Origin of the sequence: Cellulosimicrobium sp. NPDC057862, from assembly GCF_042797035.1 — a bacterium.
In the GTDB taxonomy this organism is placed as follows: Bacteria; Actinomycetota; Actinomycetes; order Actinomycetales; family Cellulomonadaceae; genus Cellulosimicrobium.
The window spans coordinates 67,788-88,702 of the sequence record NZ_JBHVMH010000008.1; the positions used below are offsets into that span (position 1 = coordinate 67,788).

General features: G+C 75.1%; 21 protein-coding genes. 13 read left to right on the forward strand and 8 right to left on the reverse strand.

The features are described from left to right. Positions 1-16: 16 nt before the first annotated feature. On the reverse strand, positions 17-1,435 hold the full coding sequence (locus ACFVN3_RS11905; protein WP_378233045.1) for an FAD-dependent oxidoreductase: 1,419 nt from the start codon (positions 1,433-1,435) through the stop codon (positions 17-19). 84 nt (positions 1,436-1,519) lie between these two features. Between ACFVN3_RS11905 and ACFVN3_RS11910 the strand changes: the two genes are divergently transcribed. Together ACFVN3_RS11910 and ACFVN3_RS11915 are read left to right on the forward strand one after the other, a co-directional pair. Continuing rightward, a complete protein-coding gene (locus tag ACFVN3_RS11910; protein WP_378233046.1) occupies positions 1,520-1,882 on the forward strand; it encodes an ArsR/SmtB family transcription factor in 363 nt (120 codons plus the stop codon). A gap of 116 nt (positions 1,883-1,998) precedes the next feature. Next, positions 1,999-2,865: a CPBP family intramembrane glutamic endopeptidase gene (locus ACFVN3_RS11915; RefSeq protein WP_378233047.1), complete on the forward strand. Its 867-nt coding sequence runs from the start codon at positions 1,999-2,001 to the stop codon at positions 2,863-2,865. A 13-nt stretch (positions 2,866-2,878) separates the two neighbouring features. Here ACFVN3_RS11915 and ACFVN3_RS11920 read toward each other — a convergent pair whose 3' ends face one another. Beyond that, positions 2,879-3,169 (reverse strand): hypothetical protein, encoded by a 291-nt coding sequence (locus tag ACFVN3_RS11920; protein ID WP_378233048.1) that lies wholly within the window; start codon positions 3,167-3,169, stop codon positions 2,879-2,881. Between the two features lie 122 nt (positions 3,170-3,291). Here ACFVN3_RS11920 and ACFVN3_RS11925 point away from each other — a divergent pair, with 122 nt between their 5' ends. Continuing rightward, positions 3,292-4,308, forward strand: a complete 1,017-nt coding sequence (locus ACFVN3_RS11925; RefSeq protein ID WP_378233050.1) for a 5'-3' exonuclease H3TH domain-containing protein — start codon at positions 3,292-3,294, stop codon at positions 4,306-4,308. A gap of 43 nt (positions 4,309-4,351) precedes the next feature. Here ACFVN3_RS11925 and ACFVN3_RS11930 read toward each other — a convergent pair whose 3' ends face one another. After that, positions 4,352-5,404, reverse strand: a complete 1,053-nt coding sequence (locus tag ACFVN3_RS11930; protein WP_378233051.1) for an iron-siderophore ABC transporter substrate-binding protein — start codon at positions 5,402-5,404, stop codon at positions 4,352-4,354. 247 nt (positions 5,405-5,651) lie between these two features. Here ACFVN3_RS11930 and ACFVN3_RS11935 point away from each other — a divergent pair, with 247 nt between their 5' ends. From ACFVN3_RS11935 to ACFVN3_RS11945, 3 genes are all read left to right on the forward strand, one after another. Continuing rightward, on the forward strand, positions 5,652-6,389 hold the full coding sequence (locus tag ACFVN3_RS11935; RefSeq protein WP_378233052.1) for a hypothetical protein: 738 nt from the start codon (positions 5,652-5,654) through the stop codon (positions 6,387-6,389). A gap of 74 nt (positions 6,390-6,463) precedes the next feature. Continuing rightward, entirely contained in the window at positions 6,464-7,261 is a 798-nt protein-coding gene (locus ACFVN3_RS11940) for an alpha/beta hydrolase (RefSeq protein WP_378233053.1), read from the forward strand. A gap of 115 nt (positions 7,262-7,376) precedes the next feature. Further along, positions 7,377-8,765 carry an FAD-binding oxidoreductase gene (locus ACFVN3_RS11945; RefSeq protein WP_378233054.1) on the forward strand — a complete coding sequence of 463 codons (1,389 nt, stop codon included), beginning with the start codon at positions 7,377-7,379 and terminating at the stop codon, positions 8,763-8,765. A 49-nt stretch (positions 8,766-8,814) separates the two neighbouring features. On the opposite strand, the gene ACFVN3_RS11950 is transcribed toward ACFVN3_RS11945, so the two are convergent. From ACFVN3_RS11950 to ACFVN3_RS11960, 3 genes are all read right to left on the reverse strand, one after another. Next, positions 8,815-9,390: a DUF4240 domain-containing protein gene (locus ACFVN3_RS11950; RefSeq protein ID WP_378233055.1), complete on the reverse strand. Its 576-nt coding sequence runs from the start codon at positions 9,388-9,390 to the stop codon at positions 8,815-8,817. 46 nt (positions 9,391-9,436) lie between these two features. After that, on the reverse strand, positions 9,437-11,092 hold the full coding sequence (locus ACFVN3_RS11955; protein ID WP_378233158.1) for an acyl-CoA dehydrogenase family protein: 1,656 nt from the start codon (positions 11,090-11,092) through the stop codon (positions 9,437-9,439). 171 nt (positions 11,093-11,263) lie between these two features. After that, positions 11,264-11,938: a TetR/AcrR family transcriptional regulator gene (locus ACFVN3_RS11960; RefSeq protein WP_378233056.1), complete on the reverse strand. Its 675-nt coding sequence runs from the start codon at positions 11,936-11,938 to the stop codon at positions 11,264-11,266. Positions 11,939-12,088: 150 nt separating this feature from the next. On the opposite strand from ACFVN3_RS11960, the gene ACFVN3_RS11965 reads away from it, so the two are divergent. Beyond that, positions 12,089-13,651 (forward strand): class I adenylate-forming enzyme family protein, encoded by a 1,563-nt coding sequence (locus tag ACFVN3_RS11965; RefSeq protein WP_378233057.1) that lies wholly within the window; start codon positions 12,089-12,091, stop codon positions 13,649-13,651. A gap of 39 nt (positions 13,652-13,690) precedes the next feature. On the opposite strand, the gene ACFVN3_RS11970 is transcribed toward ACFVN3_RS11965, so the two are convergent. Then, positions 13,691-14,152 (reverse strand): Lrp/AsnC family transcriptional regulator, encoded by a 462-nt coding sequence (locus ACFVN3_RS11970; protein ID WP_378233059.1) that lies wholly within the window; start codon positions 14,150-14,152, stop codon positions 13,691-13,693. A 191-nt stretch (positions 14,153-14,343) separates the two neighbouring features. Between ACFVN3_RS11970 and ACFVN3_RS11975 the strand changes: the two genes are divergently transcribed. After that, positions 14,344-15,783: an NAD(P)/FAD-dependent oxidoreductase gene (locus ACFVN3_RS11975; protein WP_378233060.1), complete on the forward strand. Its 1,440-nt coding sequence runs from the start codon at positions 14,344-14,346 to the stop codon at positions 15,781-15,783. Positions 15,784-15,824: 41 nt separating this feature from the next. Next, on the forward strand, positions 15,825-16,160 hold the full coding sequence (locus tag ACFVN3_RS11980; protein ID WP_087470594.1) for a YnfA family protein: 336 nt from the start codon (positions 15,825-15,827) through the stop codon (positions 16,158-16,160). 4 nt (positions 16,161-16,164) lie between these two features. Here ACFVN3_RS11980 and ACFVN3_RS11985 read toward each other — a convergent pair whose 3' ends face one another. Beyond that, positions 16,165-16,590, reverse strand: a complete 426-nt coding sequence (locus ACFVN3_RS11985) for a MerR family transcriptional regulator (protein ID WP_378233061.1) — start codon at positions 16,588-16,590, stop codon at positions 16,165-16,167. Between the two features lie 66 nt (positions 16,591-16,656). Between ACFVN3_RS11985 and ACFVN3_RS11990 the strand changes: the two genes are divergently transcribed. The 4 genes from ACFVN3_RS11990 (at position 16,657) to ACFVN3_RS12005 (ending at position 20,912) form a co-directional block, all read left to right on the forward strand. Next, positions 16,657-17,901, forward strand: a complete 1,245-nt coding sequence (locus ACFVN3_RS11990; RefSeq protein ID WP_378233062.1) for an MFS transporter — start codon at positions 16,657-16,659, stop codon at positions 17,899-17,901. Positions 17,902-17,970: 69 nt separating this feature from the next. Beyond that, complete coding sequence (locus ACFVN3_RS11995) at positions 17,971-19,104, forward strand: RDD family protein (RefSeq protein WP_378233063.1); 1,134 nt, start codon at positions 17,971-17,973, stop codon at positions 19,102-19,104. A gap of 219 nt (positions 19,105-19,323) precedes the next feature. Beyond that, positions 19,324-19,578, forward strand: coding sequence for a hypothetical protein (locus ACFVN3_RS12000; protein WP_378233064.1), 255 nt, complete (start codon positions 19,324-19,326; stop codon positions 19,576-19,578). Positions 19,579-19,754: 176 nt separating this feature from the next. After that, a complete protein-coding gene (locus tag ACFVN3_RS12005) occupies positions 19,755-20,912 on the forward strand; it encodes a LacI family DNA-binding transcriptional regulator (RefSeq protein WP_378233065.1) in 1,158 nt (385 codons plus the stop codon). The last annotated feature ends 3 nt before the right edge of the window (positions 20,913-20,915 follow it).

Genomic DNA, 20,915 nt, shown 5'->3' on the forward strand with positions numbered 1-20,915 from the left:
GTGCGCAGCCGGGCGCTCAGCCGTGGTCCGCGTCGCCCGAGCGGCCGTGCACGAGGCCGGTCGCGAACCCGACCCCGGCCGGCGCCCCGACCCCGAGGGTGACGAGCTGGGGCTCGGCCGGTGCGGTGCCGCAGCACGACCCGGCCGCGCTCGCGCCGTCGGCCTCCAGGGCCAGGTCGCTCGAGCAGACACCCGTCGCGGGCAGGTTCAGCTCGACCGCGTCCGCAGCGGCCCTGTCCCCAGCCAGCGCCGCGGCGATCGAGCGCACCTGCTCGTAGCCCGTCGCGAGCAGGAAGGTCGGCGCTCGGCCGTAGGACTTCATGCCGGCGAGGTAGAACCCGTCGTCCGGGTGGGCGAGCACCTGCTCCCCGTGCGGGGGCACGGTGCCGCAGGAGTGCTGGTTCGGGTCGATGAGCGGGGCCAACGCCCGGGGCGCCTCCACGACCGAGTCCAGGTCGAGGCGCACCTCGCGCAGCATGTCCAGGTCCGGACGGAAGCCGGTCGCGTCGACGACCTGGTGCACCTCGAGGTTCAGCGCCCCGTCGCGCGCGGTCCCCAGCACCTGGACGGTTCCGTCGCCGGGGACGAGCCGTTCGATCGAGACGCGCGTGAGCAGCGTCAGGCGCCCCTCCTCCACGGCGGCGCGCAGGCGCGTGCCGAGCAGCCCGCGTGCCGGGAGCTCGTCGTCGGAGCCGCCGCCGAACAGGCGTCGCGCAGAACCGCCCCGGATCGCCCACGTGATCGTGGTGCCCGGCTCGGACTCGGAGAGCTCGACGAGGCTCAGGAGCGTGTTCGCCGCCGAGTGCCCCATCCCGACGACGAGCGTGTCGCGACCCGCGAACCGGTCACGCTGGGCGCCGAGCACGTCCGGCAGCGGCCCGGTCACGAACGCCGCCGACTCCGCCTCGCCCACGGCGGGCAGGCCCGAGGCCCCCAGCGGGTTCGACGTCGAGAACGTGCCCGACGCGTCGACGACGGCGCGAGCCAGCACGTCGCGCACCGCGCCGTCGGCGCCGACCGTCCGCACGCGGTAGGCGCGGCGGTCCCGGCCGAGCGAGCGCGTCCTGTCCGCCCCGTCGCGCGCGACCGCGAGGACTCGCGTGCCGGTGCGCAGGCGCGGCGCGATCTGCGGCGTCGCGGCCAACGGGACCAGGTAGCGCTGGACGAGCTCCCCACCGGTCGGCAGGGTGTCCGGGTCCGGCTCGACCCATCCCGTCGGTTCGAGGAGCCGGCGTGCCGCCGGGTCGACGTCGTACCGCCACGGGGAGAACAGCCGCACGTGGCCCCACGACGCCACGGCCGCTCCAGGCCCCGCGCCCGCCTCGAGCACCACGGGCTCGAGCCCTCGCTCCAGCAGGTGCGCTGCCGCCGCCAGACCCACCGGACCCGCCCCGATCACCACGACCGGGAGCTCGTCCCGCGCCACCTCGACCATCACCACTCCTCGCATTGAAGGTTGTCGATGTGAGCATCGTGGAACACGCATCGAAGGTTGTCAATCTATGCGACGATGGTGGGCATGACGACGACCGAACTGACCCTCGCGCCGGTCGGCGACGGCGCCGGCTGCTGCGGATCCGTCACGCAGGCCGTCGACCCCGAGGCCGCGCGCGAGCTCGCCCGCACCTTCAAGGCCCTCGCGGACCCCACCCGGGTCCAGCTCCTCGCGATCGTCGCCGCGCAGGACGGCAGCGAGGCATGCGTTTGCGACCTCACCGAGCCGGTCGGCCTCTCCCAGCCGACCGTGAGCCACCACCTCAAGATCCTGGTCGACGCCGGCCTGCTCGCCCGCGAGCAGCGCGGCCGCTGGGCGTACTACTCGCTCGTCCCGGGCGCGCTCCCCCGGCTCGCATCCGCGCTCACCGCCACGACCGGCGGCTGACGGACGGTTCGCCGCGCGTACCCCGCGTCCGCTCCCTACGCTCGGCGTGTCGGTCGCGCTCGTTCGCACCGATCGGCCGGCGCCGACGGCCGTACGACGACGAACGAGGAGCGCCCATGACCGAGGTGACGGGATCGATCGAGCAGGCCACCCCGCGGTCGGGCTGGCAGCGGTTCTGGGACCGGGGCGGCTGGTGGCGCGCCTTCCTCTTCGCGGTGCTCTACATCGCGGTGTACCTCGTGCTCGGACAGCTCGTCGGGCTCACCGGGCTGGGCCCGGACAGTGGCGACGAGCTCCTCGACTCGTCCGGCACCGTGTTCTTCGGGCTGCTGCTGCCGATCCTCGTCATGGGCCTGCTGCTCGTCGCCTTCCTGTCGACGATGCGCTGGCGGCGCGAGGTGTTCGGCCCGCAGCCCGTCGCGGGACGCCCGTGGATGTGGGTCGCGGTCGTCCTCGTGCTCGTGCCGGTCGTGCTGCACCTCGTCGCGACGGACTGGTCGTCGTACGACGTCACGGTGATCCTCACCGTCTTCGCGCTCGGCCTGTGCATCGGGTTCGCGGAAGAGGTCCTGACGCGCGGCGTCGCCGTCACGATGCTCCGCCGCGCCGGGTACGGCGAGAAGGCCGTGATGGTGCTCTCGTCGCTGCTCTTCGGGTTGCTGCACTCGGCCAACCTGGTCTCCGGGCAGGAGCTCGGGACCGTCGCCTTCACCGTCCTCTACGCGTTCGGGTTCGGCTCCATGATGTACCTCTCGATGCGCGTCACCGGCAGCATCGTGCCCGCGATCCTCCTGCACGCCGCGACCGACCCGACGACGATGCTCGCGACCGGCGGCGTCGACACGCACGGCGCGAACGCCGGGTCCGACGCGCTCAACGCGTTCGCCGGGACGTTCAACGTCATCTTCATCGCCGTCGCCGTCCTGGCGGTCTTCCTCGTCTCGGGCCGCGCCGGGAAGTCGGCGGCGCCGGCGCAGGGCTGAAGGCTCCGGGCGTCTACCGACGCCCGCGCAGGGCGATCACAGGGCCCGAGAACAGCGCGATGCCGAGCATGAACCCGACGTCGTACCAGTTCCCGTTGTTGTCGACCTCGTAGATGCTCACCGTGTCGGTGAAGAGCGACACGATGAACGTGATCGGCAGGATCATCCCCTGCCAGAGCCCCCACCAGAACCCGTAGCCGCCGGGGTTCGCGGCGACGTTCGGCCCCGCGGCGCAGGCACCCAGGAGCAGGATCACCGCGATGGCGAGGACCGCACCGGCTCCCCGTCGCGTCGTCGTGGACATGACGCTCACCTCCGTGTACCAGTCGACGGCACCAGTGAACCGCGCGCGCTGCCCGACGGCGAGGGCAGGAGCGTGCGGCGCGACGACGGGTCCGTGTCGGGGCAGTGCGGCAGGATGGCGGCATGACGCAGAGCACGGACGACGGCGCCCCCTCGAGCACCCCCGCGACGGCGGGCGGCGAGCTCATGCTGCTCGACACCGCGAGCCTGTACTTCCGCGCGTTCTTCGGGGTCCCGGACTCGATCAAGGCTCCGGACGGCACGCCGGTCAACGCGGTGCGCGGCCTGCTCGACATGATCGCGACGCTCGTCACGGACCGCCGTCCGTCGCGCCTCGTCGCGTGCTGGGACGTCGACTGGCGCCCGGCGTTCCGCGTCGAGGCGATCCCGACGTACAAGGCGCACCGCGTCGCCGAGAAGGTGCCCGGGACCACGGGGGTCGAGGAGGTCCCGGAGAAGCTGGTCGCGCAGGTCCCGGTGATCGTCGACGTGCTCGCGGCCCTGGGGATCGCGCGGGTCGGTGCGGCGGGCTACGAGGCCGACGACGTCATCGGCACGCTCACCGCGCGCGAGGTCGCGCGACGCGCGGCCGAGGGTATGGCGCCGGACCGGTCGGGCCGTGCCGCCGTCGAGGTCGTCACCGGTGACCGCGACCTGTTCCAGCTCGTCGACGACGACGCGGGCGTCCGGATCCTCTATCCGACCAAGGGCGTGCGGAACCTCGACGTCGTCGACCAGGCACGCCTCGCGGAGCGGTACGGGATCACGACCGGCGCGGCGTACGCGGACATGGCGGTGCTGCGGGGCGACCCGAGCGACGGCCTGCCCGGCGTTCCCGGCATCGGGGAGAAGACGGCGGTCGCGCTGCTCGCGAAGTTCGGTGACCTCGCGGGCGTGCTCGCCGCGCGCGAGGCGGGCGACCCCGGCCTGACGGCGACGCAGCGCCGTCGCCTCACCGAGGCGACCCCCTACCTGGCGGTCGCCCCGCTCGTCGTCCGCGTGGCGCCGGACGCCCCGGTCGGGGACGTCCACGACGCGCTCCCGACCGCCCCCGCGGACCCCGACGCGCTCGCGGAGCTCACCGAGCGGTGGGGCCTCGGGACGTCGGTCCGGCGCCTGCTGGACGTCCTGGGCGGCTGATCCCGCCGCTGCGGCCGCGTCACGCACGCCGCGGCCGCGGCGCTCACTTCGACGCGGCGGCCGCCTCGGCGAGCTGCGGGACGTACTGGTCGAGCATCCACGGGATGGAGAGCACGGTCGGGGCGCTGCTCGCCATGACGAACGACTCGCCGACGATCGGGGCGAACCGGCCCTGCTGCACCGACTCCATCGCGCCGACGGATGGCAGCGCGGTGAACGCGTCGACCTCGTCCTGGCTGCCGAAGTACATGACGAGCACGTCGGTGTCGATCTCGCCGAGGCGCTCCTCGCTGAGCCCGTAGAAGTACGTGCCGTCGTCGGGCGACGCGTCGAGCTCGGCGACGCTCGGGCTGAGCGTCATGCCCATGTCCTCGAGCAGGTCGACGCGCGGGTCGTCCGCGCGGAAGATGTTGAGCGTGCCCGGGGTGTTGGCGGCCGCGTAGACGAACGTGGTGCCGTCGAGCTCCGGGTGCTCGGCGGCGAGCGACGAGACGTACTCGTCGGTCTCGGCCTGGAGCGCCGCCGCCTCGTCGCTCTTGCCGAGCGCCGTCCCGACGACCTCGAGCTGGTCCTGCCACGGCAGCGCCCACGGCTGGTCCGGGTACGCGACGACGGGCGCGACCTCGGACAGCCGGTCGAACTCCTCCTGCGTGATGCCGGAGTAGGGCGCGAGGATGACGTCGGGCTGGGTGGCGGCGATCTCCTCGAACGGGACCTCGCCCGTGTCCGAGCCGGACAGCAGGGTCGGCGTCTCGCCGCCGAGCTCCTCGATCGCGTCCTCGTCCCACGGCAGGATCCCGGCCTCGCCGCCGCCGTAGTCGTTGCGCGGCATCGCGACGGGGACGACTCCGAGCGCGAGGACCGCGTCCTGCGTCGACCAGCCCCAGGTCACGACCCGCTCGGGCTGCTCGGGGATGACGGCGTCGCCCAGAGCGCTCTCGATCGTCACCGGGAAGGCGCCGCCCGCGGCCGGGGTCGTGGACGCGTCGTCGGCGGCGCCCCCGTCGGCCCCTGCGGAGCAGCCGGCGAGCACGAGCGCGCCGAGCGCGAGGGTGGCTACCGCGGCGCGGCGCGAGGCGGAGGACGTCGGACGCATGGACTCTCCCAGGGGAACGATGGCGCCGCCAAGCACGGCGGCAGAGAAAGGTAAGGCTAGCCTCATTCCGAGGTGGAACGAGGCGTGCCGGCCGTGCGATGCCTCACACGTCGCGCAGCCTCCCCTCGGCAGCGGCCATCTGGTCGTCGGACGGCGTTCACCCGTCGTTCACGAGGGGTCGTCATCGTCGTCACCCTGCGCCGCGTGCCGACGGCCGGCGCTCCGCAGGACGACCAGGAGGACCCCCATGCCCGTGCCCGGACGCGCCGTCGGCGCAGCACTTCTCGGGACGGGCGCCGCGCCCGTCGGCGGGCTGCTCGCGCTCCTGCTCCTCGCCGACCTCGTCCTCGTCGGCCTCCACCTGTCGCTCAAGATCTTCGGGGAGCCGTCGGGCTACACGTTCGACCTGGGGGTCGACCGCGGCTACGGCGAGCTCGTCCAGTACCTGAAGTCGCTGTGGGCGGGCGCGCTCGCGGCCCTGCTCGCCGTCCGCCGCCGGGCCGCGGTGCTCGCGGCCTGGGCGCTCGTGTGCGGCTACCTGCTCGCGGACGACTGGTTCCAGCTGCACGAGCGGTTCGGCGCGGCGTTCGCCGCGCGCGTCCCCGCCCTCGGGTCCCTCGCCAACGACGTGGGCGAGCTCGTCTGGACCGGCGGCGTCGGACTCGTCCTGCTGACGGTCGTCGCCCTCACCCACGTGCGCGCCGCAGCGCGGGACCGTGCGGTGTCCGCGGTGCTCGTCGTGCTGTTCGGCGTCCTCGTGCTGCTCGGGATCGCCCTGGACGCCGTCCACCACACGGTCCTGGACGTCCCCGCCCTCGACGTGCCCCTCACGACGCTCGAGGACGGCGGCGAGCTCGTCGTCCTGAGCGTGATCGTCACGTTCCTCTTCGCGGTGGCCTTTACCGCGCACGAGCCGGTCCTCGGGCGGCGGCTGTCCTTCCTCGCCCGCGGGCGCGCGGACCACGCGGTGCACACCGCGCCCTGACGGCGGTCCGGCAGACTGGGCGGGCTCCGTCGGGCCCCCGCGGCCCACCCCGAACCCCCGCCGGGAGGCGAACCGTGGCCCTCGTCCGCTGCTCCTTCTACTCCGACGTGCTCGAGGTGAGCACGACGATGACCGTCGTGCTCCCGCAGGCCACGACGACCCAGATCGGGATGGCCGGCTCCGCGAGCGCCCGCGCCGAGGGCGCACCGGTGCTGTACCTGCTGCACGGCATGAGCGACGACGAGACGATCTGGACGCGCCGGACGTCGATCGAGCGGTACGTCGCCGACCGGGGGCTCGCCGTCGTCATGCCGCGCGTGGAGCGCAGCTTCTACGCCGACGAGGTGCACGGGCACCGGTACTGGACCTTTCTGTCGGAGGAGCTCCCGAGCCTGGTCGGCCAGTTCTTCCGGGTGTCGTCGCGCCGCGAGGACTCGTTCGTCGCGGGCCTGTCGATGGGCGGCTACGGCGCGTTCCGGTGGGCGCTGCGGCACCCCGAGCGGTTCGCGGCCGCGGCGAGCCTGTCCGGGGTCCTCGACCTCGCCGACGAGTCGTACCGCGAGCGCCGGCTGCCGGACATCGAGCGCGTGTTCGGCGACCGCGAGATCGCGGGCTCGGACGACGACCTGCTCGCGCTCCTGCGCCGGGCCGCCGCCGAGGGGCGCACCGCGGCCCTGCCGGAGCTGTTCCTCGCGTGCGGGACGGAGGACTTCCTCGTCGACGGCAACCGGGCGTTCGAGCAGGTCGCGCGCGAGTCCGGCGTCGCGCTGCGGTCGGAGCTCTCACCCGGCACGCACGAGTGGGGCTTCTGGGACCGCACGATCCAGGACGTCCTCGACTGGCTGCCGCTGCCCGGGACGCCACGAACCTGACGTCGCGCCCTCCCTACCCCTCGGGGCACGTGTCACACACCGTGCCCGCGCGTCGTCGTGTGGGTGACCGCACCTAGCGTCGAGACGCGCACACCGCGACGAAGGGGACCACACCATGACCACCTCTGCCTCCACGCACTCACCCACCGACGTCGCGGCGCTGCGCGACCGCGTGTCGGGTCGCGTCCTCGCCCGCGGCGACCTGCCCGACGGCGGCCCCACGGCCGCGGAGGCGGTCGCCGCCCACAGCACGCTCGTCGTGCACGACCCGGACCTCGCGGTGCTGGCCGCGACCGAGGCCGACGTCGTGGAAGCCGTCCGCTTCGCCGCCCACCACGGGCTGCGTGTGCGCGCCCACGCCACGGGCCACGGCGCGGCCGCCCCGGTCACGGACGGCCTGGTCCTCGGCACGGGCGACCTCGCGGGCGTCGAGGTCGATCCCGCGACGCGGATCGCGCGCATCACCGCAGGAACGCGCTGGAAGGCCGTCGTCGAGGCGGCGGCGGAGCACGGGCTCGCCCCGGTCACCGGGTCCTCGACGGGAGTCGGGGTCGTCGGGTACACGCTCGGCGGCGGGTTCGGCCCGCTGACGCGCAGCCACGGGCTCACGACGGACTGGGTACGCGGCTTCCGGGTCGTGCTGGCCGACGGCTCGGTCGTCGAGGCGAGCGCGGACTCCGAGCCGGACCTGTTCTGGGCGCTGCGCGGCGGCAAGGGCGGTCTGGGCGTGGTGACCCGCGTCGACGTCGAGCTCGCACCGCTGCGCACCCTGTACGCCGGGTCGCTCACGTTCGACGCGCCGCACATCGAGGACGTACTGCGCGGCTGGGTCGACTGGACCGCGACCGCGCCCGACGACGTCACGACGTCGGGCGTCGTGCTCGCCCTCCCGGACCTGCCGTTCATCCCGGAGCACCTGCGCGGTCGCACGGTGCTCACCCTGCGCTTCGCCTACCCGGGCGACACCGCCGAGGGCGAGCGCCTGGCCGCGCCGTTGCGGGCGCTCGCCCCGGTCATGGCCGACGCGCTCGGCGAGATCCCGACGACCGCCGTCGCGACGATCCACAACGACCCCGAGGATGCCGGCCCGTCGTGGGTCTTCGGCGCCGGCCTGCGCGCGGTGGACGGGGCGTTCCTCGACCGCTTCCTCGCCGAGCTCGGGCCGGGCAGCGGGTCCCCGTTCGTCGCGGCCGAGCTGCGGCACGTCGGCTCCGCCGGTGCCCGTGACGTCGACGGCGGGTCCGCGGCGGGCGGGCGCACGGCAGGGTTCCTGTTCAGCCTGGTCGGCGTGAACCCGCCGCGCGTGCCGGACATGATCGAGACGGCAGCCACGTTCGCGCAGTGGTCGCAGCCGTGGGCCGCGACGGAGACGAACATCAACTTCCTGCCCGGGCCGTGGTCGGACGAGACGCTCGCGCGGGCCTGGTCGCCCGAGACGGCGGCGCGCCTCGCCTCGGTCCGGTCTGCCTACGACCCGACGGGTCTCTTCGCCTGGCGCGTGTGACGTCGTCGCCTCCCCCGGCGCCCGGGGGAGGCGACCCGGCCCGTCCCGGTCACACGGCGAAGAGGGCGGTGAGCCGCGGGAGGCGACGCGCGTTCTCCTCGTCGTCGTCGAAGTCCCACTGCTCGCCGGCGGGCTCGCGGTAGACGTGCCCCGACGACGTCCGCTCGCGCGCCGCGTGGTACGCCTCGTCGTCCTCACCCGTCGCGCGGGCCCAGGCACCGCCGACGAGCCACTCGAGGGACTCGTACCCGAACCACGGTGCGCCACCGCCAGCCATCGCAGCGACCACGGGATGGTCGGCAAGGGAGTCCGGGTCGGCGACCGCACGCTCGAACGTCGAACGACCCGCGAGGACGAGCCCGTCGCGGAAGTCCATGAACCCGTCGTCGCTGCACCCGCCCTCGACAAGGTAGGCCGCTCCCCACACCGGCCACGCGTAGGCGTCGCGCACCACGGCACCGGCGACGTCGGCGAACGCGAGAATCTCGTCCGGGCTCAGCCGCTCGACGAGCAGGTCGGTCAGGACGTCGGGCAGCGGGTCGTCCTCGGCGCCGCGGTCGTCGGCACCCGCGCCCGCCCGGTCACGCGCGGCGTCGACGATCTCCCAGAAGGTCTCTCGATCCATGGCCCGGACCGTACGGCCCAGCACCCACAGCCGTCGTCCGCGCTTCTCACCGGCCTGCGTGTCGCGCGAGGATCGCGTGCGCGTCGGTGCCGCGGGGCAGGACGCCGTACCCGTGGCCGCGATCCTCGCCGAGACGGGCGGCGACGAACGCGTCCGCCGTGGCCGACGGCGCGTGCCGCACCAGGAGGGACCCCTGGAGCGCGAGCGCGAGAGACTCCACGACGCGGCGGGCCTGCGCCTGCTGGGCCTCGGCGTCGGACGCCGCGACCTCGGCGACCAGGCGGTGCGTGCGCGCGACGTGCGCGTCGAGGACGGGGTGCGCGCCCGCCGTCGTGCCCAGCTCGGCCTCGAACGCCGCGACCGACTCCGGCTCGCGGCCCATCGCGCGCAGCACGTCGAGCGCGATGACGTTGCCCGAGCCCTCCCAGATCGCCATGACCGGCTGCTCGCGGTACCGGCGCGCGAGGGGGAACGCCTCGGTGTACCCGTTGCCGCCCAGGCACTCCATCGCCTCGTACGCGTGGTGCGGCCCGCGCTTGCACACCCAGTACTTGCTCACGGCCGTCGCGAGGCGGCGGAACGCGCGGTCGTGCTCGGACTCGCCGTCGTGCGCGGCGGCGAGGCGCACGGACGTGAGCGTCGCGGCCTCGGACTCGAGCGCGAGGTCGGCGAGCACCGCGGTCATGGCGGGCTGGTCGACGAGCGCCGCGCCGAACGCGCTGCGGTGCCGGGCATGCCACAGGGCCTCGGTCACGGCCTGCCGCATCCCCGCGGCGGACCCGTGCACGCAGTCGAGCCGGGTGCGCGACACCATCTCGATGATCGTCCGCACGCCCCGCCCCGGCTCCCCGACGAGGAACCCGACCGTGCCGTCGAGCTCGATCTCCGACGACGCGTTCGACCGGTTGCCCAGCTTCTCCTTGAGCCGCTGGATGCGGAACACGTTGCGCGTGCCGTCCTCCAGGACGCGCGGCACGAGGAAGCACGACGGCGCCGCGGCGCCGCCTCGCGCGGTCCCGCCCACCGCACCCGGGACCTGCGCGAGCACGAGGAACGCGTCCGACATCGGCGCCGAGCAGAACCACTTGTGCCCGGTCAGCAGGTACGCGCCGTCCGCGCCGGCGGGCACGGCCGTCGTCGCGTTCGCGCGCACGTCCGAGCCGCCCTGCTTCTCCGTCATCGCCATGCCGACGAGCGCGCCGGGCTTGCTCCCCGGGGCCGCGAGGGCGCCGTCGTACCCGCGGGACAGCAGGCGCGGCTCCCAGACCACGGCGAGCCCCGGCGCGTGGCGCAGCGACGGCACCGCCGCGTGCGTCATCGAGACCGGGCACGCGTGGCCCGGCTCGACCTGCGCGAACAGCGAGAACACCGCGCCCCGCACGACGTTCGCCCCCGGCCCGGGCTCCGCCCACGCGCTCGTGTGCGCGCCGTGCGCGACGGCCGCCCCGATCACCCGGTGGTACGCCGGGTGGTACTCGACCTCGTCGACGCGGTTCCCGCGGCGGTCGTGCGTGCGCAGCACGGGCTCGTGGACGTTCGCGAGCTCGGCCGCCCGCTGGAAGTCGCCCGAACCGACGAGCGCTCCGACCTCGACGAGCCGGTCCTCGCCCCACGCACCGCCGTAGGCGTGCACGGCCTCGCGCAGCGCGGGGTGGTCGAGGTACTCGTTGACGCCCTCGCGGTCGGGCGGCTGGTTCGTCACCCGGTGGGTGACGTGCGGCGCCGGACGTGCTGCGGCGTCGAGCGCGGTGGTCGGGGTCGGTGCGGTGTCGGTGGGGGTCACGGTGTCCTCCTGCGGCTCTGCGGGTGGCTCGGGGCCGCGCTGCGGCGGTGGTGCGGGTGGGGTCCGGTGCTCAGGTCGGCTCGGACGTGGTCAGGTCGACTCGGGCGCGGCGGCCAGTGCGCCGACGGCACCAAGGCAGAAGCGCAGGATCGTCGCGACGACGGCGTCCCGCGCCGCAGGCGGGACCGTGCTGTCGGGGCCGGTCGCGCCGCCCGTGAGCGGGGAGAGCGGGCCGGTGAGCGACTCGCCGATCGCGCCGACGAGGGCGGTCGCGACGACCGCGACGTCCTGGTCGGGGATCTCTCCGGCGTCGACGCCGGCGCGCACGACCTCCGCGAACGTCTCCGCGTACGCGCGCCGGTACTCCAGGCGCGCGGCGTCCACGGCCGGGTCGACCGGCTCGAGCAACAGCGCCCACGCGAGCGTCGGGCCCCGCAGCGCGCGCCGCGCGAACGTGTCGACGGCGCGGCGGAGGCGGGCGGCGGTCCGGTCGCCCGGGAGGTCGTCCGGGCGAGCCGCGGCGGCGGCGCGCACGGCGTCGAGCTCGACGTCGGCCGCCTGCCGGAACACGGCCACGAGCAGGTCTGCCTTGGTGGGGAAATAGGAGTAGACGCCGCCGGTGCTCACCCCGGCGCGCGCGGCGAGCGCCTGCACGCTCGCCCCGGCGAACCCGTGCGCGGCGACGATCGTGCGCGCCGCGTCGAGCAGCGCCTCACGCTTGCGCTCGCGGGCGGCCCGCGTGGCGGGCGTCTCGCGGTAGGGCACGGTTCCTCCGTCGTCGTCGAGGGAGCGCCGCCCCGTCGCGGCTTCCCACCAAGAATTGAACCATGGTTCAATTCATCGCGGTACCGGCTCCGGCCGGGCCGCCGAGACGGCGTCGAGGACGACGCCGGGCAGGACGTCGAGGAGGACGACATGCACCTGGGCAGCATGCTGGAGAGCACGGCACGCAAGGTCCCCGCCAAGGAGGCGCTCGTGCTGGGCGAGCGCCGGCTCACCTACGCCGAGCTGGACGACGCCGCGCGCCGCGCCGCCGCGGTGTTCCGCGACGCCGGCGTGCGCCCCGGCGACCGCGTCACCGTGATGACGTTCAACACCCCCGGCTTCGTCGTCGCGGCGTTCGGCCTGTGGCGCGCGGGCGCCGTGCTCGTGCCCGTCAACCACAAGCTCCAGGCGCCGGAGGTCGCGCGGCTCGTCACGCACAGCGGCGCGGTGCTCGGCGTCGCCGACGCCTCGCTCGCGCCCGTGGCCACGGCCGCGGCGCCCGGGGTGCGGTGGCTGTGGACGGAGGCGGACGCCGTCGGACCGGACGCAGCCGCCTCCGAGAGGGGCGACGGGCGCGACGACTTCGACCGGCTCGTCGCCGCGGCGACACCGTGGGACGGCGTCCCGCCGGACCAGGACGCAATCGCCCAGGTGCTCTACACCTCCGGCACGACGGCGGCCCCCAAGGGGTGCGAGCACACCCACCGCGGGCTGAGCTCCGTCGCGGCGTACACGACGGCCGCCGTCGGGCTGCGCGCGGACGACCGCTTCCTCCTCGCGATGCCGATCTGGCACGCGTCGCCGCTCAACAACTGGTTCCTGTCGATGGTGTTCCTCGGCGGGACGACGGTGCTGCTGCGCGAGTACCACCCGATCGAGATGCTCCGGACGGTCGCCGCCGAGCGCACGACGGCGTTCTTCGGCGCCCCGATCGCCTACGTCGCGCCGCTCCAGGTCGCGGCCGCGCAGGGCATCGACCTGTCGGCGTTCGACCTGTCGAGCGCGCGGCTCTGGCTCGCGGGCGGCGCGCCCGTCGGCGCGGACACTGTCCGGGCGATCCGCGCCGCCTACCCGGGCGAGCTGCACCAGGTCTACGGCATGAGCGAGATGGGTCCGGTCGGCACCGCGCTCGGCCCCGCCGACCAGGAGCGCAAGGCGGGCTCGATCGGCCACGCCGGGATGCCCGGAGTGGACGTCCGGGTCGTCGACCTCGACGGGAACGACGTCGGGCCGGGCGGCACGGGCGAGGTCTGGCTGCGGTCGGACACGCGCATGGTCGGCTACCTCGACGACCCCGAGGCGACCGAGGCCGTGCTCGTCGGGGACTGGTACCGGACGGGCGACGTCGTGCACGTCGACGAGGACGGGTACCTCTTCATCGTCGACCGGCTCAAGGACGTCATCATCACGGGCGGCGAGAACGTCTACTCGCAGGAGGTCGAGGAGGCGCTGCGCGGGTCGCCCGAGGTCGCGGACGTCGCCGTCGTCGGGCGCCCGCACGCCGACTGGGGCGAGACGGTCGTCGCGTTCGTCGTGCCGGCCCCGGGCGCCGAGCCCTCGCTCGACTCGCTGCGCGCGTTCCTCGCCGACCGGCTCGCGCGCTACAAGGTGCCGCGCGACGTCGTGCTCGTCACCGAGCTGCCCCGCAACCCGTCGGGCAAGCTCACCAAGCACGTGCTGCGCTCGCGGGTCCGCGAGAACGCCGCCGTCTGACCCGCCGCCCGCCCCTGACCCCGACCGCGTGGCCGGGCGTCAGGGGCGCGCGTGCTCGAAGATCACGGTCGTGCTCGTCCCCGCGACCTCGGGCCGGACGCTGAGCGTCTTGGACACCAGGTCGCGCAGGGCGTCGGAGTCGGCGACGGCGACGTGCAGGAGGAAGTCGCGGTCGCCGGTGACGAAGAAGACGCCCTCGACGTCCGGCAGCGTGAGCAGGTAGTCGCGGAACGCCTCGAGACCCTTGCGCGCGCCCGCCTGGAGCCGGATCGCGATGAGCGCCTCGAGCCCGCGGCCGAGCGCTGCCGGGTCGACGTCGGCCCGGAAGCCGCGGATCACGCCGCGCTCCACGAGGGCGCGCACGCGTGCGTGGCACGTCGACGCGGCGATGCCGACGCGGGCCGCGATCGCGGCGTTCGTGGCCCGCGCGTCGGTCGCGAGGACGTCGAGGATGCGGCGGTCCACGTCGTCCAAGGCGGCGGGTCGAAGATCCTTCGGCACGGAGAGCCTCCTCAGGCGGTTCGGTGAAGGTCGCGACGACGGTTTCGGGGAGTCACGACGATCCTTCGGCACATCTTGCCGCACACCGAAGGATCGACCACGCTGGCAGTCGTGCGACACCATCCCGTCGCACACCAGCCACGCGCCCGCCTCGCCACCCGCGAGGCGGGCGTCGGTCGAAGGAGCCCGGCGTGAGCACGACCTCTCGTCCCCGTCCCCGCACCCGCGACGCCCGGTCCGCGTCGCCGGGCCGAGCGCCCCGCACGGCGGTCGTCGTCGGCGCCGGCATGGTGGGCCTCGCCACCGCCTGGCACCTCCAGGAGCAGGGCGTCGAGGTCACCGTCGTCGACCGCGAAGGCGTCGCCGCCGGGTCGTCGTGGGGCAACGCCGGGTGGTTGACCCCCGGCATGGCGATGCCGCTGGCGGACCCGTCCCTGTGGACGTACGGACCGCGCGCCCTCCTCGACCCCGCCGCCCCCCTGCACGTGCCGCTGCGGTTCGACCCGCGCCTGTGGACGTTCTTCGCGCGCTTCATGGCGCACGCGACGCAGCGCCGCTGGGACCGCGCGATGGCGGCCCTCACCCCGATCGACCGCGTCGCGCTCGACGCGTTCGACGAGCTCGCCGCGGGCGGCCGCCTCGGCCACGGCGTCGAGGCCGGGACGACGCCCGGCCCGTTCACCGTCGCGTTCGAGCACGTGCGCGAGGCGCGACCGTTCCTCCGCGAGCTCGAGCACGTCGCCGCCGCCGGCCAGACCGTGCCCGTCCGGCGCGTCGAGGCCGGCGAGCGCGCCCACCAGCTCACCGACCACGTCTCCACGGTCTACGCCCTCGAGGGTCAGCGCTTCCTCGAGCCCGGGCCGTTCGTCCACGCCCTCGCCGACTCCGTGCGCGCCCGCGGCGGACGGATCCTCACCGGGCTCGAGGTCCTCGACGTCGAGCCCGGCCGCCTCGGCGCGTGCGTCTTCGCGCGCGCCGTGCACCCCGACGCCGCCGCGCACCCCGCGCTCGCCGGCGCGGCCGGGGCGAGCCGGGAGTCCGGCGCGGGCGACGGCGTCGGGCACGACGCCGGGGCGCCCCGACGGGCCGGGTCCCCCACCGAGCGCGAGGAGGGGGTCGTGCTGCGCGGCGACGCCGTCGTGCTCGCGACCGGCGCGTGGCTGCCGACGCTCGCCGCGCCGCTCGGCGTGCGCACCCGCGTCCAGGCCGGGCGCGGCTACTCGTTCACCGTGAAGACGGACGAGGCCGTGGAGACGCCGATCTACCTGCCCGCGCGGCGCGTCGCGTGCACGCCGTACCAGGGCCGGTTCCGCATCGCGGGGACCATGGAGTTCCGCGGCCCCGACGAGCCGCTCCAGCCGCGCCGCATCGAGGCGATCCTCGCGTCCGTGCGGCACCTGTTCCAGGGCGTCGACCTCGACGACCGGCACGACGAGTGGGTCGGGTCGCGCCCCGTCACGCCCGACGGCCTGCCGCTCGTCGGCGCGACGCGCACCCCCGGCGTCTACGTCGCGGGCGGCCACGGCATGTGGGGCATCGTCCTCGGCCCGGCGACCGGCCGCGCGCTCGCCCACCTCGTCACGACCGGCGAGACCCCGGACGAGATCCGTCCGTTCGACCCCCTGCGCTGACCCCACCCCGGCCGAGCTTGTCGGCCCCTACGCTGGCGCGCATGGACCTCGCACGCTCGATCCCGCTGTTCGTGCTCGCCGCGCTGCTCGAGATCGGCGGGGCGTGGCTCGTGTGGCAGGGGCTGCGCGAGCACCGGGGCTGGCTGTGGATCGGGGCGGGCGTCGTCGCGCTCGGGCTCTACGGGGTCGTCGCGACGCTCCAGCCGGACGCGAACTTCGGTCGGATCCTCGCCGCGTACGGCGGCGTGTTCGTCGCCGGGTCGCTCGCGTGGGGCATGGTCGTGGACGGCTTCCGACCGGACCGCTGGGACGTCGTCGGCGCGCTGCTCTGCCTCGCCGGCGTCGCCGTCATCATGTACGCGCCGCGCCCGGAGTAGCCGGTCAGAGGCCGACGGCGGCCGGTGCGGCCGCGGCGGACCGTGCCGGGAGGCGGTCCTCGGGGCGCTGGGCGAACGGGCGGATGCGCTCGAGGTAGTCGGCGATGGCGTCGCGGTTCTTCTCGAGGATGCGGATGCGGTCCTCCAGGCGTCCGAGCTCCGTCTCGAGGAGCTCGATCTTGTCCGGGTAGGCGTTGTGCAGGTGGATCTCGGGGGCGTTGCCCAGGCAGGGCAGGAACTCCTTGATGATCTTGGTCGTGAAGCCGACCTCGAGCAGGCCGCGGATCTGGAGCACGCGGTCGACCAGGTGCTCGCCGTACTCGCGGTAGCCGTTCTCCGCCCGCTCGGGCGTGAACAGCCCCTGCTCCTCGTAGTACCGCAGGAGCCGCGTCGGGGTCCCGGTGCGCCGGGACAGCTCGCCGATCCGCACGTGATCCACCTCACCTGGTCGCGTCGCTTGACCTTCACATCAATGTCAGACATCGATGCTAACCCCATGTCCACGACGAGCACACCCACCACCGCCCCCACGGCAACCGTCCAGGACCGCGGCACCACCTCGGCGGACGCCCTCGGTCCCGCCGGCGCCCACGGCTCGGGCGCGCTGCCGCTCGGCGCGCTCCTCGCGCTCGCGGCGTCGGGGTTCCTCACGCTGCTCACCGAGATCCTCCCCGCGGGCGTGCTGCCCGCCATGGCCGCCGACCTCGGCGTCGGAGCCGGTGCCGCCGGGCAGACCGTCACGGTGTTCGCGGTCGGCGCGATCGTCGCCGCGATCCCGCTCACGCGCGCCACCGCACGGTGGGACCGACGCACGCTGCTCCTCGTGACGGTCGCGGGGTTCGTCGTCGCGAACACCGTCACCGCCGTGTCGTCGTCGTTCGCGCTGACGCTCGTCGCCCGCTTCGCCGCGGGGCTCGTCGCGGGCCTCACGTGGGCGCTCCTGCCCGGGTACGTGCGCCGGATCGTGCCTGCGGACCGCGTCGGCCGTGCGATGACGATCGCCATGGCCGGCGGCCCGCTCGCGCTCACCCTCGGCGTGCCCGCGGGCGCGGTGCTCGGCACCGCCGTCGGGTGGCGGTGGACGTTCGGCGTCCTCTCGCTCGTCGGCCTCGGACTGCTCGCCTGGGTCCGGCTCGGCGTCCCCGCCGCCACGGGCACCCCGCGCGGCGCCCAGCTCGCGGTCCGCGCGGTGCTCCCCCGCCCGGGGTTGCGTCCCGTGCTCCTCGTCACGGGCCTCAACGTGCTCGCCAACACGTCGCTGTACACGTACGTCGCGGTCCACCTCGCGCACCTCGGCCAGGAATCGCGGACCAGCGCGCTGCTGCTCGTGCTCGGCGCGGCGTCCGCCGGCGCGCTCGTGCTCGTCGGTGCGCTCATCGACCGCCGTCTGCGCGCCCTCACCCTGGGGTCGGTCGTGGTCTTCGCGCTCGCCATGCTCGTGCTCGGCCTCGCGCCGACGTCGACGGTCGTCGTCGTGGTCGCCGTCGCGGCCTGGGGCTTCGCGTTCGGCGGGGCCGGAACGCTCTACACGACCGCCGCGGCCCGGGCCGCGGGCGACGGCGCCGACGTCGCGCAGTCCGCGCTCGTCACCGTGTGGAACACGTCCGTCGCGCTGGGCGGGGCCGTCGGCGGCGCGGCGCTCGCCGTCGCCGGCCCGGCGGGGTTGCCGTGGGTCTCGCTCGCGCTCATGGTCCCGGTCCTGGCGACCGTCGTCGCAGGGCGGCGGCACTCCTTCCGCTGACCCGCTCCGCCGCTCGGCGGGAGCCCGGACGGGCTTCCCGCCGGGCGGCGTCTCTGCCAGGATCGGCGCGTGGCCATCGACGCCCCGACCGGCAGGGGGCCGACGCACGACGTCGGAGCCGGAGACCTCGAGCCCGCCCTCCCCGGCCTCGGTCCGGAGCCGACGCGCGAGCAGTACGCGAGCTGGTCCCGCCGCGTCGTCGCGTCGCTGCTCGACACGGCGATCGTCGCGACGGTGCTGTTCCTCGCGGTCGGGCCCGCCTACGAGGTGGCCTGGCTCCCGGGGATCAGCTTCGGCGTGACCGCGAGCACCGTGGTCCCCGGCGGCACGTGGTGGGCTCTCGGCACCACGGCCGCGCTCTTCGCCCTCCAGGGCTGGACCGGAGCGACGCCCGGCAAGCGGACGGTGGGGATCGTCGTCGTGCACGACACGACCGGGCGACCCGCCGGGCTGATCCGCACCGTCCTGCGCCACCTGGCCCACCTCCTCGACGCGATCCTGTACATCGGCTTCCTCCGCCCGCTGTGGCACGCGCAGCGCCGGACGTTCGCCGACTCGGTGTGCAGCACGGTCGTGCTGCGCCAGGTCCGCCCGCCCGTGCCGTTCCTCGGCCCGGGGACCCGCCTGGGCGGCCCGACGCCGTCGCGCAGCGTCACGGGCGCCGCGGCGGTCCTGTCCGTGGGGAGCGCGGTCTTCATCCTTGGCCCGGCCACGTCCACCGGCGGGGACGTGTGGACGGCGACCTGCACACCGGAGGTGTCGGACGAGTCCCCGATGACCGTCGGCGACGTGCAGGTCGTCAACTGGTCGGTGCCGGGCACCGAGAGCCGGTGGGGCGTGACCCGGACGAGCCCGCTCCCCGACGAGGCTGGGGACGAGTCGGGCCTCGACGCGTCGTTCGCGGTCGACCTCGACCTGGACGCCGCGCTCGACCAGCCTCTGGACGCCGCGCTCGTCCTGCGCCTCGAGACGTGGCAGGGCGACGACCTCGGCACGTTCGAGTCGCCGTTCCGGGTCGAGCAGCGCGCCGACGGCGGCAGCGAGTGGGAGGTCGTCCCGCCCACGGCCGCCGGCTCGGGGCTCTACACGGTCCACGTCCCGGCGGCGACGGTCGCCGCGCTCCCGACGGCGTGGCACTGGGAGGCCTCGGTCGTGGTCGAGGGGCAGACCGTCGCCTCGTGCGGGGGCCGTGGCTCCCGCTGACCGTCGCCCGGCGCGGCGAGCACGACATCGCGCGGCGTCGAGCCGGGGCGGGCGTCTCACGGAGCGGCGGATCGGCTGCAACACGACCGAAACGCCTCGGACGACCGGGGGAAACGTCGCCGTCGCACGATGGAGGTGCGCCGGGCCACGAGCCCGGCGCACCAGCATCCGTCCCGACCTCGCGGCCGCCCTGCGCGACCGCGGCCCGAGGAGGCCCCCGTGCCGGACAACCGCCCGCTCTTCTCCGCCCCGTCGACCACGACCGCCATCGCGACGTCCACGACGACGACGGCCGCCCGCCGCCCCGCCGACCACGGCGTGACCCTGGACCTCGACTCCCGCGCCGAGCCGCAGCGTCGCGCCAACCCCGGCGACGAGCTCACCGTGGACCCCGCCGACCGTCGCCGCCGCGCCCGCGCGGCGCTGCTGGACCTGCGGCGCGACGTCATCCGCCGCAGCGCCAACGGGTGGTGAGCCACCGCTGAGGGAGGCGCCGTCACCGGCGCCTCCCTCACTCGCGCCACCGCACCGCACCCCTCCTCGCACTCCGCCGACGCACCGGTCCACACCCGCGACCGTCTCCGTCGGCGTGACCGTGGTAGCGCTTCCATGGTCGACTGGGGCCCTCAGGTCCTCAGGGAGGTGGAGCGGTGCGGGGTGTCGCGACGATGCAGGACGTCGCACGGCGCGCGGAGGTGTCGATCACGACGGTGTCGCGGGTCGTCAACCGGAGCGGGTTCGTCAGCGACGGTGCGCGCCTGGCGGTGCTGGAGGCGATCGACGAGCTCGGCTACGTGCCGTCCGCCGCGGCCCGCGGGCTCGCGACGCGGCGCAGCGGCATGGTCGGCCTGTGCCTGCCGGACACGGGCGTGGCCGACGACCTGGCGCAGAGCCGGGTCGTCGACGGCGCGGTCCAGGTGCTCGTCGACCCCACCCCGGCGGGCAGCTTCGCGTGGGGCGGCCACTACTTCGGCGAGGTCCTGCGCGGCGCGGAGTACACCGCCTGGAAAGCGGGCCTCGCCCTGACGGTCGCGACCGCGCGCGAGCCCGACGTGGAGGCGCGCGTGCTCGCGATGGCCGGCCGCGTGGACGGTCTGGTCGTCGTCGCACAGACCCTCCCGGACGACCTGCTGGAGCACGTCGCCCGGCGCGTGCCGCTCGGCGCCCTGGCCGGGCTGCCCCGCGCGGACCGCTACGACCACGTGACCGTCGACAACGCGGCCGGGATGGCGCGGCTCGTGGACCACCTGATCGACGACCACGGCATCGACGACCTCGCCTACGTCGCCGGCCGCGCGGGCACGCCGGACGACGACGAGCGGTTCCAGGGCTTCCGCCGGGCCCTGACGCGCCGTGGCCTCGACGTCGCCGACGCGCCCCGCCTGCGCGGCGACTTCACCCGGCGCCGCGCGCGCGAGCTGGGCACCGACCTCCTGCGCAGCGGCGAGCCGCTCCCGCGCGCGCTCGTGTGCTGCAACGACGAGACCGCCCTCGGCCTGCTCGAGGTCCTCGTCTCCCACGGGGTCCGCGTCCCCGACGACGTGGTGCTCACCGGGTTCGACGGCATCGACGGCTCGGCGACGTCGGCGCCGCCGATCACGACCGTGGAGCAGCCCCCGGCCGAGCTCGGCCGCCTGGCGGTCGAGCGCCTCGTCGCCCGCCTGGGCTCGCCGCGCCGCCGCCCGACCGTCACCACCGCCCCCGTGACGGTCCTGCTGCGCCCGAGCTGCGGGGCGCACCCGGCCGCCGTCACGGCCGAGCCCCGATTCGGGACCGGCACCGAACCCCGCACCGAGACCGAGGACTGAGCC

Coding starts and splice junctions, on each gene's coding strand:
- ACFVN3_RS11905 (WP_378233045.1), bottom strand. CDS start 1,435: ATGGTCGAGGTGGCGCGGGACGAGCTCCCGGTCGTGGTGATCGGGGCG.
- ACFVN3_RS11910 (WP_378233046.1), top strand. CDS start 1,520: ATGACGACGACCGAACTGACCCTCGCGCCGGTCGGCGACGGCGCCGGC.
- ACFVN3_RS11915 (WP_378233047.1), top strand. CDS start 1,999: ATGACCGAGGTGACGGGATCGATCGAGCAGGCCACCCCGCGGTCGGGC.
- ACFVN3_RS11920 (WP_378233048.1), bottom strand. CDS start 3,169: ATGTCCACGACGACGCGACGGGGAGCCGGTGCGGTCCTCGCCATCGCG.
- ACFVN3_RS11925 (WP_378233050.1), top strand. CDS start 3,292: ATGACGCAGAGCACGGACGACGGCGCCCCCTCGAGCACCCCCGCGACG.
- ACFVN3_RS11930 (WP_378233051.1), bottom strand. CDS start 5,404: ATGCGTCCGACGTCCTCCGCCTCGCGCCGCGCCGCGGTAGCCACCCTC.
- ACFVN3_RS11935 (WP_378233052.1), top strand. CDS start 5,652: ATGCCCGTGCCCGGACGCGCCGTCGGCGCAGCACTTCTCGGGACGGGC.
- ACFVN3_RS11945 (WP_378233054.1), top strand. CDS start 7,377: ATGACCACCTCTGCCTCCACGCACTCACCCACCGACGTCGCGGCGCTG.
- ACFVN3_RS11950 (WP_378233055.1), bottom strand. CDS start 9,390: ATGGATCGAGAGACCTTCTGGGAGATCGTCGACGCCGCGCGTGACCGG.
- ACFVN3_RS11965 (WP_378233057.1), top strand. CDS start 12,089: ATGCACCTGGGCAGCATGCTGGAGAGCACGGCACGCAAGGTCCCCGCC.
- ACFVN3_RS11980 (WP_087470594.1), top strand. CDS start 15,825: ATGGACCTCGCACGCTCGATCCCGCTGTTCGTGCTCGCCGCGCTGCTC.
- ACFVN3_RS11990 (WP_378233062.1), top strand. CDS start 16,657: ATGTCCACGACGAGCACACCCACCACCGCCCCCACGGCAACCGTCCAG.